Source organism: Actinoplanes sp. NPDC049265 (assembly GCF_043197135.1).
Classification (GTDB): domain Bacteria; phylum Actinomycetota; class Actinomycetes; order Mycobacteriales; family Micromonosporaceae; genus Actinoplanes.
In genome coordinates this window covers 59,830-74,332 of record NZ_JBICSP010000019.1, presented here as the reverse complement: position 1 = coordinate 74,332, position 14,503 = coordinate 59,830, and the positions used below count along the sequence as shown (strand labels likewise).

General features: G+C 68.0%; 11 protein-coding genes. 6 read left to right on the top strand and 5 right to left on the bottom strand.

Translation table 11 applies throughout. The features are described from left to right. Positions 1-99 precede the first annotated feature (99 nt). Complete coding sequence (locus ACGFIO_RS34575; RefSeq protein ID WP_392833032.1) at positions 100-2,742, top strand: hypothetical protein; 2,643 nt, start codon at positions 100-102, stop codon at positions 2,740-2,742. Between the two features lie 223 nt (positions 2,743-2,965). After that, the gene (locus ACGFIO_RS34570; protein WP_392833030.1) at positions 2,966-5,596 is read left to right on the top strand and encodes a LuxR C-terminal-related transcriptional regulator; all 2,631 of its coding nucleotides are present in this window, start codon (positions 2,966-2,968) and stop codon (positions 5,594-5,596) included. A gap of 27 nt (positions 5,597-5,623) precedes the next feature. Here ACGFIO_RS34570 and ACGFIO_RS34565 read toward each other — a convergent pair whose 3' ends face one another. Further along, the gene (locus ACGFIO_RS34565) at positions 5,624-7,756 is read right to left on the bottom strand and encodes a M1 family aminopeptidase (protein WP_392833028.1); all 2,133 of its coding nucleotides are present in this window, start codon (positions 7,754-7,756) and stop codon (positions 5,624-5,626) included. Positions 7,757-8,101: 345 nt separating this feature from the next. Here ACGFIO_RS34565 and ACGFIO_RS34560 point away from each other — a divergent pair, with 345 nt between their 5' ends. Further along, entirely contained in the window at positions 8,102-8,857 is a 756-nt protein-coding gene (locus ACGFIO_RS34560; protein WP_392833026.1) for a thaumatin family protein, read from the top strand. A gap of 19 nt (positions 8,858-8,876) precedes the next feature. Next, positions 8,877-9,284: a cysteine/serine endopeptidase inhibitor gene (locus ACGFIO_RS34555; protein WP_392833024.1), complete on the top strand. Its 408-nt coding sequence runs from the start codon at positions 8,877-8,879 to the stop codon at positions 9,282-9,284. A gap of 600 nt (positions 9,285-9,884) precedes the next feature. Here ACGFIO_RS34555 and ACGFIO_RS34550 read toward each other — a convergent pair. The 3 genes from ACGFIO_RS34550 to ACGFIO_RS34540 all read right to left on the bottom strand — a co-directional run bounded on the left by ACGFIO_RS34550 (position 9,885) and on the right by ACGFIO_RS34540 (position 12,113). Continuing rightward, complete coding sequence (locus ACGFIO_RS34550; RefSeq protein ID WP_392833021.1) at positions 9,885-10,907, bottom strand: hypothetical protein; 1,023 nt, start codon at positions 10,905-10,907, stop codon at positions 9,885-9,887. Positions 10,908-11,170: 263 nt separating this feature from the next. Continuing rightward, positions 11,171-11,911, bottom strand: a complete 741-nt coding sequence (locus ACGFIO_RS34545; RefSeq protein WP_392833019.1) for a hypothetical protein — start codon at positions 11,909-11,911, stop codon at positions 11,171-11,173. Next, on the bottom strand, positions 11,868-12,113 hold the full coding sequence (locus ACGFIO_RS34540) for a hypothetical protein (protein ID WP_392833016.1): 246 nt from the start codon (positions 12,111-12,113) through the stop codon (positions 11,868-11,870). Before ACGFIO_RS34540 ends, ACGFIO_RS34545 begins: the two co-directional genes overlap by 44 nt. 462 nt (positions 12,114-12,575) lie before the next feature. Between ACGFIO_RS34540 and ACGFIO_RS34535 the strand changes: the two genes are divergently transcribed. Further along, complete coding sequence (locus ACGFIO_RS34535) at positions 12,576-12,722, top strand: hypothetical protein (RefSeq protein WP_392833013.1); 147 nt, start codon at positions 12,576-12,578, stop codon at positions 12,720-12,722. Positions 12,723-12,909: 187 nt separating this feature from the next. On the opposite strand, the gene ACGFIO_RS34530 is transcribed toward ACGFIO_RS34535, so the two are convergent. Beyond that, positions 12,910-13,929, bottom strand: coding sequence for a helix-turn-helix transcriptional regulator (locus tag ACGFIO_RS34530; protein WP_392833011.1), 1,020 nt, complete (start codon positions 13,927-13,929; stop codon positions 12,910-12,912). Between the two features lie 61 nt (positions 13,930-13,990). Here ACGFIO_RS34530 and ACGFIO_RS34525 point away from each other — a divergent pair, with 61 nt between their 5' ends. Next, positions 13,991-14,497 carry a VOC family protein gene (locus ACGFIO_RS34525; RefSeq protein WP_392833008.1) on the top strand — a complete coding sequence of 169 codons (507 nt, stop codon included), beginning with the start codon at positions 13,991-13,993 and terminating at the stop codon, positions 14,495-14,497. Positions 14,498-14,503: the final 6 nt, after the last annotated feature.

The window sequence follows — 14,503 nt, the reverse complement described above, 5'->3', positions numbered from 1 at the left end:
CTGGAGAAGACCCTCCGCACACGGTGGCATGAGGACGCCTGCGATGGGCGCCCCGACAGCTGGTTTCTCCATGCGCCGGCGGGGCAGCCCCTGCGACGCGTGATCGATGAGGCACTCGCTGGCGGCGGCCCGGCCCCGGAGACCCCCGCCTACGACCGGCTGACCGGTGGCCGGGAAGCCCGGGGCTGGACCCGGTTGAAGACGCTGCTGGAACCGGTGACCCTGTTCTGGCTCATCGTGATCGGCGCCGGCGGGACGGTGATGGGCGCGGCCGCCGGGAAGACCTGGGACGACACGGTCTGGATGACCGGGAGCCTGCTGGTCCTTCTCGGTCTGGCCGCGAGCCTGCTCCACATCCTCAGGGCCGCGGTGCGGATGATTCCGCCGGTCACCCATCCCACCGACCACGACCTGGCCCGCGCGCTCCTGGCCGACCTGCGGCGGGACTGGCGCCGCCGCACGGTCTTCCGGTTCACCGACGTGCCGCAGAAGCTGCCCCTTCTCCTGGTCGGTACGGCGCCCGGAGCACCGATGCCGCCGTTGCTGCGCGCCTACCGGCGCCGCCGGGTGTGGCTGTCGCCGATCGTCGCGGTCTTCCGTCGCCCATCGGCCGTGTTCGTCACCGACTACAAGGATCCGGCCCGGCGCCCCCGCTGCCGGTGGAGGGTGTCGCTCTGGTCTCTGGTCCAGGGTGCCCGGTGGGTGATGGGTACGGTGATCCTGCCCCGCCGGGCCCGTCAGCGGGCGGCCCACCTGTTGTTCTACGGCCTGACGGCGTTGCTGATGACCGGTCTCGTGTACGTACATCACAGCGTCGATCAGCCGTACTGCCTCACCGGAACGGGTACCGACGACGTCGACGTCGAGCACGACGAGTGGATCGGTTCGCGCACCTGCCTGGGTTGGAAGGACCTCGGCCGGGACGTCCGTGACGCCGTGCCCGGGTGGATCGAGTCCCGGGTCACGGTGCACAAGCCGGGGCCCGACGACAACGCGGGCCTGTTCGACGTAAATCTGATCTACCGGGAGAACAAGCGGGTCGGCCAGGCCGCGGCCGGCAGCAGCCGCGGGGTGGTCACCGTCGCGCTGGTCACGTCGCTGACCACGAGTTCGCCGACCCGGCCGATCCGGTCGACGGTGGCCGAGCACGAGGGCCTGGCCGGCGCCTACGCGGCCCAGGTACGCATCAACGCCGGCCGGGACCAGCGGATGCCCTACGTCCAGCTGGCCATCGTGAACTCCGGCGATCTCACCGGCGGAGCCGACCAGGCGGCCGTGGGCGAGCACCTGTTCCGGATGCGGCGGAGCCTGCACGAACTCGCCCTGGACACCGACCGGCGCCTGATCGCGGCGGTGGTGACGCTGAACAGCACGACGGAGGTGCGGAAGGCGCTCCACGAGTCGCTCGGCCGGGACGGGATCGCCATGCTCAGCCCCACGATGACCGCCGACGGCTTCGGCGATGAGATCCGCGTGCCGGCCGAAGCGCCCGGAGCCGGACGGCCGGTGTTCTTCTCGGTCAACACCGTCAACGACGACCAGGTCGAGGTCATCACCCGGTACGCCGCCGGGTCGGCCAAGAAGCTGGTCTACTACTACCCGGTCGACCCGGACCGGATCGCGCCCGGCTTCGACACCACTGATCTCTATCTCGGCACGCTCACCTGCGATGTCTGGAAGCGCGCCGGTTTCCGGCCCGAAGCCCTGCACGACGCCACCGCCTGGAACCCCAGCGGGGGCTCTCCCGCGAATCTCTGCCCGGGTGCCGCGGCGGCGGGGACCGACCGTCAGGTCGCCGCGGCGGGAAGAACCCGCCGGCCGGGTGCCACGGCGGGAACGAAACGAGGCGCGAGCATCGGTCTGTGGCCGTGGTCGCGCGGAGAACCGGCCGAGGAGTTGCGGAAATCCGCGTGCCCGGCGTCCGCCGGCTCCGCCGAGCGGCCGCAGGTGCTGTTCTTCGGCGGCCGGTACACCGACGTCGCCGCGTTCACCGAGCTCGTCCAGGTCGCCTGCCCCAAGCGCCCCGAGGTGGCGGTGGCCGACTCGGCGACCCGATTCCTCGCCGACGGCGAGCTCGCCGGCCTGGTCCCGCACCGGACCAGCGTTCTGATCACCTCCCGGGGCCCGGTCCTCACGTGCGAAAGCCTCACCCATCCCGATTCCGTACGCGGCCTCGGACCGCACGACGCCGGACGGCTGGAGGACTTCGCCGACGACGTCCACAACGTGCTCCAGCGCTGCCGCGGCGCGGGTGATCCGGAGGCCGACCGACGGCTGGCCGGTGGCTGGGCCATCCTCAGCTATGACACCGTGCTGATGATCCGGGACGTGCTGCTGCGCATCGGCCTGACCGACCTGCGCCGCCCGCCCCCGCCCATCATCAGGACCGACGCCTCCACCCCGGCCGGCGCTCCTCGTGGCCTGCTCGACGCGCCTCGCCTGCACGACCTCGTCCTGGGCTGCCTGCAGGGGCGGCCGCCGGCAGTCGTCGGCACGAGGGTCGACGGCACCGCGAACGGATCGGTCGGCACGGCTTGCACGAGCCGGACCTTCGCCGGCGCCTACGGCACGATCGAGCTGGTCGGTGGCGTCGGACGGCGCACCGTCGTCCTGCTCGACATCCCGGACCTGGCCACCGCGTTCGCCTCGGGGGCAGGCAGGCCCACGCGCAGCTGCGTCCCTTCGGCCAAGCCGCCCGGCCGGCCCTGTCGGGTGCGGAAGCTCGGGTACACCGCTGATTGACGATGCCTCCAGTGGTAGCCCTGGGCGGTATCCAGGCCCTGGATACCGCCCAGGGCTACCACTCGGAAGGGTCCTGATCTCACCTCTGCCGCTGCCCTACCGGACCGCGCGACTCGATCGCCGGACCGAACTGAAATATGTTTGGCCGATCGCTCACCAGCGCCGCAGCGCCTGGCCGATCGCTCACCAAGGCCGCAGCGCCTGGCCGATCGACCATGTGAGCGTGCGGACAGCGGGCGGGGGCATGATGACGCAGCGGGACGACGGCCGGTTGGTCGCGGAGGTCGAGACCTTCCTGCGCCAGCTGATGGTGGTGGCCTCGGCGGCGGGGCGGTCGTCCGAACCCATGTCCTTGGCCGCCGCCTTCGCCGAGGCGCAGCGGGTGACCGGCCGGGGCCTGCGGGCCGCGGTCGAGCTGGGGCGGGCTCGTGGGCTGAGCTGGCGGGAACTGGCGGACGTGCTCGACATCCCGGCCTCCACCCTGCACCGGCAGTACCACAAAGGCGCCGCCATCGCCGCACCACACGACGGGGCCGCGACCGTTTCCGCCGAGCTCACCCCGGCCGCCGACGGCGACACGCCGCAGACGGGCACCGTACCCCCGGCGCTGGATCTTTTCGTCGGGCGCGGGCCGGAAATCACCGAGCTGCCTGAACTGCTGTGGCGGAGACGGCTGGTCAGCCTGGTGGGTCCCGCGGGTGTCGGCAAGACCCGGCTCGCCAGTGAGGTCGCGCACCGCGTCCGGGCCGACTACCCGAAAGGGGTGTGGTGGGTCCGCCTGTCCGCGGTGACTCAGGAGTGGTTGATCGGCCGGGCTGTCGGCACCGTCCTGGCCGGCGCCGGTCAGGACCTCCGGCAGGTCGTCGCCCAGGCCGCCGAGGGCGGTGCGGCCCTGCTCATCCTCGACAATTGCGAACATCTGCTGGCCGGCACCGCACAACTCACCCTTGAACTGCGCGATGCCGCTCCGGGGCTGCGGATCCTCACGACGAGCCGGGAGGCGCTCCGGGTGCGGGGTGAGGCGGTCCTGCCGCTGGCGCCGTTCCCGCCGGCCAGGCCGGCCGGCAAAGGCGCACGGATCGCCGACGCGGTCCGGCTCTTCGCGCAGCGGGCCCGCGACGTGCGGCCGGACTTCGACGTCGACGCCTGGGTCGAGGTCGTCGCCGAGATCTGCGACCGTCTCGACGGGCTACCGCTGGCCATCGAGCTGGCCGCCCACCAGAGCGACCTCTTGACCCCGGATCGGCTGCTACGCCGGCTGACCGAGCGACTCGACGTCCTCGTTGACGCCCGCCGCGGAAACCTGGACCGGCATCACAGTCTGCGCCGCGCGATCGCATGGAGCCACGACCTGCTCGACGCAACGACCAAGGCGGTGTTCGCGCGGTTGTGCGTGCTGCCCGACGGCTTCGACGAGCACACCGCCGCGGCGGTCACCGGCGGGATGCGGCTGGACCGATCGCAGCTGTGGGCGGTGCTCGCCGACCTCGCCCGCAAATCGATGATCGTCACCGACGCGCACGCCCCCGGCCGGTTCCGGATCTTGGAGTCCCTGCGGGCGTTCGGCCTCGCGGCGCTGACCGACGCCGGCGACCTGGCTCCGACCCAGCGGCGCCTGATCGGCTGGCTGGCCGGATTCGAGCGTCAGCTCGCCACGAATCCGTGGGGCGACACGCTGACCGTCCTGATGGCCAGGATCACCGCCGAGCGAGAGAACATCCGCGGTGCGATGGACGCCGCGGCGGCGCTGGGTCATCCCAGCCACCCGAAGCTGGTGCTCCTGCTGGCCGGTCTTCTCGCCCACGAGCAGGACGTGGCCCAGACCGAACGGATCCTGCACGACCTCATCGCCGGCCCGGCCGCCTCGACCACGGACCGGGCGATCGCGCACTGGATGCTGTCGGTGAACGCGGGCCGGCGCGGGGACCACGCCTCGGCGACCCGGCACGCCGACACCTCGGTGCGACTCGCCCGCCCGCTGGGCAACCTGGACGTCCTGACCGGAGCGGTCAACAGCCTCATGATCACGCGAGGGCTAACGAACCGCCCGGCCGCCGGGGTCGAGGCCGGCGCCGAGCTGATCGAGGTTTTGCGGGCCGAGGGCCGGGACGGCTCGCTCGGGCAGACCCTCGGCATCCAGGCCTGGTTGCTCGCCGCCGACGGCGACATCGAAGGCGCCCACCGGGTCAGCACCGAGGCGATCACGCTGTACGAGAAGCAGGCCGACCAGAAACTCCCGATGGCCGCCCGCTTCGCCAACCAGTGGGGTACGACCCTGCTCCACTCGGCCGCCATCATCGCGATCGCCCGAGGTGACGACGCGACCGCCGCCGAGTACGTCAACGCGATCCTCACCAGCGATTTCGAGCACCACAACGCCGTCGGCGGAGCACTGTTCTGCGCCGCGATCCTCGCCGCGCACACCGGCGAGAACATCCGAGCGGTCCGGCTGCACGCCGGAGCGACAGCGGTCGCCTACGCGCACGACGCGTTCTGGGACGACCAGCTCGCCGTCACCATCGGCGCCGCCCGCAAGAAGTCAGGCACCGCCGCGACCAACGCGGCGGTCGCGACCGCACAGGCCATGACCGTCGCACAACTGAAGAAGTACGCCGTCAGCGGCACGCTGCCGACCGACGAGAAACCGGCCGACGTGCTGACCCCCAGCCAGCTGAGGGTGGCCCGACGAGCCGCACGCGGTCTCACCAACGCTCAGATCGCCGCCGAGCTCAACACGAGCGAGCGGACGGTGGTCAGTCACCTGACCAGCATCCGCACGAAACTCGATCTCAAGAACCGGGTGGAGATCGCCATGTGGGTGGCCCAGGCCCAGATTCCTCCGGCGCACGAGTAGCGCCCGGCAAACACCCGTTCGTCGAACTCACCGGGCGCCGGGGCTGTCCCCTCGTGCCCGGTCGGCCGTCTGGCCGCGCGGCTCTTTGACGCCTTTCGTAGTGAGGCCGGCCTCGGCCGGTTTGGCCGGGGTGTCCAGCCAGGTGGTGAAGAAGTCGTCGAGCTGACGTCCAGAGACCTTTTCGGCGAGCGCCTCGAACTGCGGCGTGGTCACGTTGCCGCCGGCCCGGGTGGTCGTCCAGACGCGTACGAGGCGGAAGAACGCCTTGTCGCCGACCGTGCGCCGCAGCGCGTGCAGCGTCATCGCGCTGCGGTCGTAGACCGGCCCGTCGAACAGGTGCTCGGGGCCCGGACCGGTGAGCCGCAGCGTCCAGAAATCCGAGTCCGCCGGAAGGTCGGCGTACAACTGATCGAAGGTCTCCTGCGCGGTGGCTCGTCCGTCGTGCTCGTCCCACAGCCACATCGCATAGTCGGCGAAGCCCTCGTTCAGCCAGATGTCCTGCCAGCGGGCCACCGTCAGACTGTCGCCGGTCCACTGGTGGGCCAGCTCGTGCGCCACGATGCTGCTGCCCTGGGGGCCGAAGTCCTCCGCGCTGGTGAAGATGATCGACGGATAGAACGGCCGGGTCTGGGTCTCGAGGGCGAACTCCGTGTCCGCGGCGTCGACCAGACCACCGGCCATGGAGAACGGGTACGGACCGAAGGTGCCGCTCAGGAACCGGATGATCGCTGGCTGCCGGGCAAACGCGGCGGCGACGTCCTGCGCCTCGGTGGGCGGCAGGTCGGCCACCGTCCCGGCGATCCAGGTGTTCGGGTTGACCGGGCTGCCCGCCGGCGCCGGCGCCGCGACCCATCCGTCCAGCGGATCACCGTCCGCCTCGAACGACGTGCTGCCCACCCCGGTGGACACCGTGACATCGTCCACCACGACACCGCGCAGCGAACCGCGACGGTCGGTGGCCGAGGTCAGCGAGATCTCCACCTGCTTCCCGGCGTACCGGGACAGGTCGGCCGTCCAGTGCTCGTAGCCGCCGCTGCGGCCGGACGCCGCCGACCAGGTACCCGTGGCACCGGACGGGATGCAGGTGTCCCCGGACGGTGTCAGGTAGTGGTCGAGGACTGGATGTTCGGCCCGCAGGTCACGAAACTGGCAGGCGAAGCCCACATCGGACGAGGTGTGCCCGTTGACGTCCGGCAGCGTGGTCCAGTCGTCGGCGCCGACCGTGTGCGCCTCGACGAAGAAGAAGTCGAAGTCCTTCTCGGTGCTGCGATCCACCCAGAAGCCGGCCGTGGCGCCACCGGCCGGCACGTCGATGGTCCGCGTCAGCCGCTTGTACGCCGAGTTGCCCGGCCGGCTGATCGCCATCCGCTCACCGGAGCGCGGCGCCTCCCGCCGAGCGAGCACCGGATCGACCGCGTCCAGGTAGTTGAGACCTTTCGCCCGGTACGACTTCAGGTCGAACTTGCCCACCGCCAGCGTCGACAGGTACGAGGCCATCGGCTCGGCGGCATCCCACTGCCACGTCGTCCAGCCGTCGCGAGTGGACCGGCCCACCGGCTCACCATTCGCCACCGCGGTCAGCCCTTCGGGCACGCCGACCCGGAAGGTGTACGCCGCCTTGTCCGCCGGGTGGTCGTTCACCGGATACCAGAGCGCCGCGCCGTGCGGCTGCCCGGCGATGAGCACACCGTCATCCGTGGGGAAGGCGCCGTTCGTACCGATGCCGGGATCGTCGATCGTCCCCGGCACCCCGTCGTAGACGACCCGGATGGTGAACCAGTGGCCGGCCCGCAGAGCCTCCCGTGGTGTCACGGTCAGCTCGCCGCCGGCCCGGGTCCAGGTCGCCGCCCGGTCGTTGACCATGACCGACCGAACCGTCATCCCCCGCAGGTCGAGGTTGAACGCGGACAGGTGCTCGGTCGCCCGGGCCTCGATCGTCGCGGCGCCGGCCAGTATGTCGGTGGCCGGGGTGTACCGCAGGTCCAGGCCGTAATGACGGACGTCGTAGCCACCGTTGCCGTCCAGTGGGAAGTACGGGTCGCCGATCCCCGCCGACCCCGGATGAGGGGGGTCCTGACCACCCCCGGCCGCCCCCGCCGGGGCCGAGCCGATCACCACAGCCATCAATGCCGTCAATGCGAGAGCCGCGCTACGAAGCATGCCGGACAGTCTCCCTCTGGGGGGCAAACTCGAGTCAGGACCGGCCGGACGCCGACCGGTTCGTCGGCAAATCGTGGCAGGGGCGGCGTTCCGCGCTCATCGTCATTCGGCGCGGTTACCGAGCGCCTCCGTCACCGCGGCAGACGGTCAGTGCCGCTGCTCCGAACTGAGGCTGTCGCCAGTCGAGGAGACGCCCGCATCCCACATCGGGACGAGCGCTGCTCGCGCCGGAACAGTTCCATGGACGTACATCTATATTAATGTCCCTCGATGTGTCTAGACTGCTGAACACAGAGGGCGCTCTCTCCGAACCCTGAGCCGGGGAGGAGAACCATGAAGCGAAAAATGACAACGTTGGCAGCGTTGCTGCTGCTGGCCATGGCAGTGGCGGTCCCCGCGCATGCCGCCCCCGTCGTGACCGCCGTCCCGCACACGGTGACGTTCGTGAACCGGTCGGGTCAGACCATCTGGCTCGGCAGCCAGGTCAACGCCGATCAGTCGGTGAACTTCACCAACCTGCCCACCCTCACCAACGGGCAGTCGGCGACCGTCACCATCCCGGAGAACACCTTCCCGAACCACTGGCGCGGCAAGTTCGTCGCGCGGCAGCACTGCTCCGGCACGTCCGGCAGCACCTTCCACTGCCTCGTCGGCGACTGCGGCGTGTACGCCAACCGCTGCGCGGTCGGTGAACAGCCCGCCGGCCTTGCGGAGTTCAACTTCGACACCGCCGACTCGCTCGCACCCTGGTACAACGTCAGCTACGTCAACGCCTTCTCGCTACCGCTGACCATCGCGCCGAACAACGCGCCCGCGCCACCGGCGGGTGGTGGCAGCTGCCAGAGGATGGGCTGCACGACCGACCTGCTGCCGTACTGCCCGGCGGCGAACGTCACCAACTATCCCGGTACGAGCACCCGGATGCTGTGCACCAACCCGAACCGCGACGCGCAGACCGCCTACAGCAACGCGCTCGGCAGCCACTGCCCGTACGCGTACTCGTGGTCGAAGGCCGACTCCGTCCCCGGCAACCAGGTCATCCGGCAGTGCGCCAACTGCACCGGCTTCACCATCACCTACTACGCGCCCGGCACCGCCTGATGTGAAGGAGCGAATGGACATGAAGAGCCGCAGCCTGGTCGTCGGTGCCGTCGCAGCGATCCTCGTGCTGCTCGCCGGCAACCCCGCCAACGCCGCCATCCCGGTCGGGCAAACCTTCACCGGCAAGGCGACCTATTACGACGACGCCGGGTACGGGGCCTGCGGCACGCAGATCAACGCCGCGACCGACTACCTCGTCGCGGTCTCGTACACCTGGTGGACGACACCGAACCCGAACAACGACCCGGTGTGCAACTACAACGTCGAGGTCACCTACAACGGCATCACCGTCACGGTTCCGGTGCGCGACAAGTGCCCGTCCTGCGACTCGACCCACCTGGACCTGAGCAAGCCGGCGTTCCAGCGCTTCGCCAACACCAACCAGGGCGTCATCAACGGCATCACCTGGAAGTTCGTCAACCGCTGACTCTTCTTGTCATCACACACCCGCCCCTGGCGACTCAGGGGCGGGTCTTTGGCCGGATCGCACGCCGCGCCGCTCAGCACGGGCGGCGACCCGGCGCAACACCGCCGGCCGGCCGCTCGCATCGGTTCAGTGTCGCCCGACCGGGGCCATCCATCGCGGCACTTTTAATGACTAAACGGGCAATCTTTTTATAACATGCTTTAACTATTGATTTGCTAAGGTTCCGCCTGAAGACCGAATCAAGTAGGAGGGGGACCGAAATGCCATTCATCGTCTTCGTCGCGTTGATGCTGGTGCACACCGCCGCCCATTGATCGCCGCCAAGGCCGCCACATGGCTGCCGGCGCAAACGGTAGGGCGCCGCCGAAACGCGGTGCCCTACTTTGGGTTCGGGCCGCGGGCCGGCCCCGTTAGCCCGAACGGTCTGGCTCGACGAGCTCAACCGCGAGTCGCTGGGCGAACTCGCGGTACGACTTCGAATACATGTCAGACGAGTCATCGACTCGAGCCCCTTCCTGGCTGATCATGGCCGCCGCGCTCGGCCGATCACCGTTGAGCGCGGAGACCAACGGCGGATGTGGGTGCTCACCACAGGCTGCGCTAACTACTCGTGGCGGCGGTGTTTGCTGCACGGGCGGCGAAATGGTCGAGGTGGTCGAGTACGGCGCGGATCATTTCGGCCACGTCGTGGCGGTTCACGCGGCTGACGTCCATCTTGAACTGGGTGGCGAGGCGCACCTGCTTGTCGTGATAGAAGATCGGTTCGCTTTCGCGGTATCGGAGTAGTCCGCCGTGCTGGTTAGCGCTCAGGACGTCCGGATCTTTTACGATCTGCTGGATCGCGTGAAGCATCATGGCGGGCTGCATGGCTATCGCGAGTTGGCGTGCTGCCGCTTGTGCCTCTGGGGTTGGGTTGTCGAAACTGACCTCGACGAACGGGCGGAAGAGCCACGGCCGTTGGGGTGATTTGCGGCCTTCACATCGAAGGTCGACCCCGATCCAGGTGTCACTGCTTCCGCTCAGATGCTGTCGGTAGGCCAGCAACATTGGATTGCCGGCCTTCGTGCGCAGTGCGTAGGCGTGGTCGCCGAGAGCGCCGGCTATGCGACGAGTGATCAGGTCGGGGACGTACCAGCCGGTGACGGAGCCGATCACATCGTCGGCTTGCGCGTCCCAGTCCTTCAGCACGTCCGCGATGTCAGAGCCGAACCAGGCCGCGTGGGGATGCAAGCTTGTGCGCCACGCCCCGAACAGATCGATCAGGCTGAGCGGGCACCAGGGGCCGTCGACCTCAGCAGCGGCACTGCCGTCAAGAGTGCAATACCTCAAGCGTGCGGCCGGGGCTGAGGTGGCGGCCCAGGCGGCATATCTACCGAGCTGGTCGTTGTGCTCACCGGAGGCGCCTTTCAGTTCCAGCAGCGCCATGGGCTCGAGTGAGCCGTGCCGACGTATCAGGAGATCGAGGCGATTGCGGCCGCCGATCATTATTTCTCGTTCCGCAATGTACTCGCCGGCTGGCAGATCCAGCACTACGGCCAGGGGGTGCGGGTCGAGTTCGATCAGGTAGGCGAGCAGGTCGGTTGCGGTGTTTTCCTGCGCCAAGAGTCGGCCAAGCGCGGTCATGTCCGAAGACTATCGGCCGGTACCCACCTGCGGCGCCCGGTTCACGGCGCTACCTGAATATCGCCAGCGATCTGCCTGGGCTAGCCCGATCTTCTCCCGTGGGGCGGAGGGTGTTACCTGGCGCCGGTTGGCCCAGACCCTTGCTGCTGACACCGCGTTGGCCGCTTGTGAATCACCGGCCTGCGCCACCTAATTCGCTGACACCGCTGCGACTTCTGGAAGCACATCAACTCATAGCGAATTCACCGAGAGGAGTGGCGCGGCTATTGGGGCGCTTCTGCGTTCCAACCAATAGACCGGAGCGCCTCTGCCGCGACCTCTGGCCGACGACGTACCGCCGCCCGCAACTGCAGATCGTGAAAATCTTGCCGAGACTTGTCCAGGTATTGCTGCTCAGCTGCCGTCAGGTCCGGGACCATCTTCTCTGAGACAAGAAACTGAACGACATCCTCCAAGGACGTACGAAACCGCCGGGCTCCGGCCGGGAAGTGGATCTTCTTGATCGCTCGAGGACCCCGCGGTCGGCGACCATTTTCATCCTTCTTCTTGGTCTTGAGCGGCCCTTCCGACTCCTTGCATTCCTTCAGGAAGTCCCGCATAGGGTCCGAGTCCGCGTTGATCTGAAAATGGGACTCCGGGTATCCGTCCAGCTTGTCGCGTTCGTAATCGAAATGGCAAAACTCTTGAGTGCCATCCTCGTCGAACGTCAACGAAAATACGGAACTGCGCAGAGTAAGGTACTGCTGCTCGTGATCCATAATGGAGCGCGCCGAGACCCCCATGTAGAGCTTCGGATAACTGTCCCGCTGGCGCAGCGGAAACACCTTCCTGTTGACCACCAGGTCCCTGGTCAGACCATAGCCTAGATGACATAGTTTGCGATCTGCGTTCATCACCGAATTGAGGCGAACGCCATCGGCCACCGTGTGATTGAGGAGGTCCGACATCTCCTCCGCAAAGTTAACTGCTAGCTTCTCCAGCACTTCCGGCGTTGTTGGAGTCACGAATCGTAGTCCACATCATGAACGCGGCAGATGATTCGAATGCATCGTCCTCGGCCTGCCGCTGAAGATCCTCGCGGGTGAATCCGAGCGCTGCGAGCGAATTCTCGACTGCGTGGTCGTACTCGCTTGCGGTCAGCTGGATGACTTCCGGCTCGTCGGTGGCGGCGGGCCGATCTGGCGCAATGACCGGTGGAGGGTTCACGGCAGGGTCCTTCCTCGGCGTCTCGTCCCTGGTGACAGTAGCCTGAGGGTGCGACAAAAATCGCGGTGCTCACCTGGTCACCTTAGCGCGATCACCCTCCAAAGCCGCATATAACGCGGAAACCTACTAAAACCTCCGGTGCCTCAATGCGCACGAGGCAGGGCAGCCAGCTGACGGACAGCACCGCCATCGTCCGGCAGCATGGCATACGGCCGTCGTAGGCGTGCAGGACGCCGGTCGACCCATCCGCGACGGCCCGCCAATCGGGTGCACGGCGCCGACGGTTACGCCGAGACCCTGCCGAGGGTTGGCTACGGCCCGACCACATATTTGGCGTTGACGGTCAGTTCACCGCTGGCGGTGAACTGACCAAGCTGGTGATGTTGGTGGCGAGAGGGCTCCGGTCAGTGATATCTTCCGCGCCAACCAGGTGACGAGGTCCGCAGCCCGGAGCCGGGACCCATGACGCGGCTCAACGTGGTCGTTCGGATCTTCCCTGGCGGCTCGGCCACCACCTATCCCGCTCAGGTAAAGCAAATGGTCAGCGCCGCCGCCGGCATCGGTCCGAGCCGCGGGGACACGATCACCGTCACCATCGCGCCCAGCTGACCATCGCTTTCGCATGAGCAGCGGCATATGACAATCACCTAATCCCGACAGCAGGCGCACCAGGCGACCACATCGACCCGCTCGGCGACTAGTGCCGGCGACGATTCATGGACGGCGCACCAGCTCGACAGCGCGGCATTCGAAGCCCGGTGACATCGAGAAGCCGGAGTCCGCCGACGGGCGGTCCTCACGAGCGAGGGTTTCGGCGGGCGGAGTTCTCCATGAGGCGCCGTCCCAGATCGTGAACCACGTCGTGGAGTGCCGACGGCTGCTCGATGATGAAGGGACGGTCCAGAGCGGCCAGGGTGCCCGCGACCCATTCGAGGCGTTCGGCGCGCAGGAAGACCCGCGACCACGCCCCACCTTCGTCGACGTCGGAGACCGGTGTTACCGACGCCAAGGTGTCCGGTATCCGAGTCTGCACGTACGCCAAATCTGCGTTGACCAGCACGGACACCTCATGTCGTCCCGGTGCTGCGGAAAGGGCTCCGACGACCTGCGCGATCGGGTCGCTTTCGGTCGGTGCGGCAAAAGTAACCGGCCGCACTTGCAAGCCGGCCATCCGCTCCAGGCGAAACGTTCGTGGCGCCTGCCGGTCGACGTCGAAACCGGTCAGGTAGAGCACGCCGCGATGCGCCACCACGCCGTGTGGCTGTACTTGCCGCTGAGCCACACGGCCGTGGTGAGTTCGATAGTCGAATACGACCAGTTGACGGTCCCGTGCCGCCTCGGCCAGGTCGAGCAGGGTTTTGGCATTCCGCTGGCCAGGCTGGCCCGCGCTCGTCCCTTCGGGGCCGGCGGGGTTTGGGCCGCCGGTGAAGTCCACGGTCTGCAGCACCGCGTCGATGCGCCGCGCGAGCGTATCGGGCAGCACGCGGCGCACCTTGGCCATCGCGTTCTCCATCGCCAGCGATGATGCCGGACCGGCCTGCGAACGCCGGTCGAACAGCAGCGCCCACACCACGGCGAGGGCCTCTTCGTCGGTCAGCATCAGTGGCGGCATGCGGTAATGACGGGCGAGACGGTAGCCGCCGTACCGCCCCCGAACGCCCTCTACCGGAATTTCCATTTCACGCAGGTGCTCGACGTAGCGGCGCAAGGTGCGTCCATCGACCTCGAGGCGCTCGGCAAGTTCGGCGACCGTGCGGGTCCCCCCAGCCTGCAGCAGCTCGAGTAAGGCCAGCACTCGTGCGGTCGGTCGCGCCATACCCTCAATATTGCTCCGATACCGGGCGGACACTGACCTCTATCTGATTTAGCGTCGCGGCATGCCTACATCGAATACCGTTCAACTCGCCTCGGTACGCGTGATCACCGAGGACCTTCCGCGCCTCGTACGCTTTTACCAGGTGCTCACCGGAGCCACCCCGCAGTATCTGACCGATGACTTCGTCGAACTGGTGACACCGTCAGCGACGTTCGCGGTGAGCGGCCCCGACCGCGTTGCGTTCATCACCGTCGACACTCCTCGTGGGGGCGCCAATCACAGCGCCATCGTGGAGTTCCTCGTCGATGACACCGAAGCTGTGTACGAACGGCTCGTCACCGAGTTTGGTGACGAGCTCGACGTCGTGCAACCTCCGACCATGATGCCGTGGGGCAACCTGTCGGCCTTGATCCGTGACCCCGACGGGGCGCTGATCAATCTCTACACACCGGTCACACCGGAGGGCCACCGGCTCCAGCAGAACCGCACACCCAGCGTGCTGAACACCAAGGCGGGCCGAGGATCCGGCACTGAGAATTCAGACGCGGCTGCACCGTCGGGCTCGTGATTACCC

Coding starts and splice junctions, on each gene's coding strand:
- ACGFIO_RS34565 (WP_392833028.1), bottom strand. CDS start 7,756: ATGCTTCGTAGCGCGGCTCTCGCATTGACGGCATTGATGGCTGTGGTG.
- ACGFIO_RS34560 (WP_392833026.1), top strand. CDS start 8,102: ATGACAACGTTGGCAGCGTTGCTGCTGCTGGCCATGGCAGTGGCGGTC.
- ACGFIO_RS34555 (WP_392833024.1), top strand. CDS start 8,877: ATGAAGAGCCGCAGCCTGGTCGTCGGTGCCGTCGCAGCGATCCTCGTG.
- ACGFIO_RS34550 (WP_392833021.1), bottom strand. CDS start 10,907: ATGACCGCGCTTGGCCGACTCTTGGCGCAGGAAAACACCGCAACCGAC.
- ACGFIO_RS34535 (WP_392833013.1), top strand. CDS start 12,576: ATGACGCGGCTCAACGTGGTCGTTCGGATCTTCCCTGGCGGCTCGGCC.
- ACGFIO_RS34530 (WP_392833011.1), bottom strand. CDS start 13,929: ATGGCGCGACCGACCGCACGAGTGCTGGCCTTACTCGAGCTGCTGCAG.
- ACGFIO_RS34525 (WP_392833008.1), top strand. CDS start 13,991: ATGCCTACATCGAATACCGTTCAACTCGCCTCGGTACGCGTGATCACC.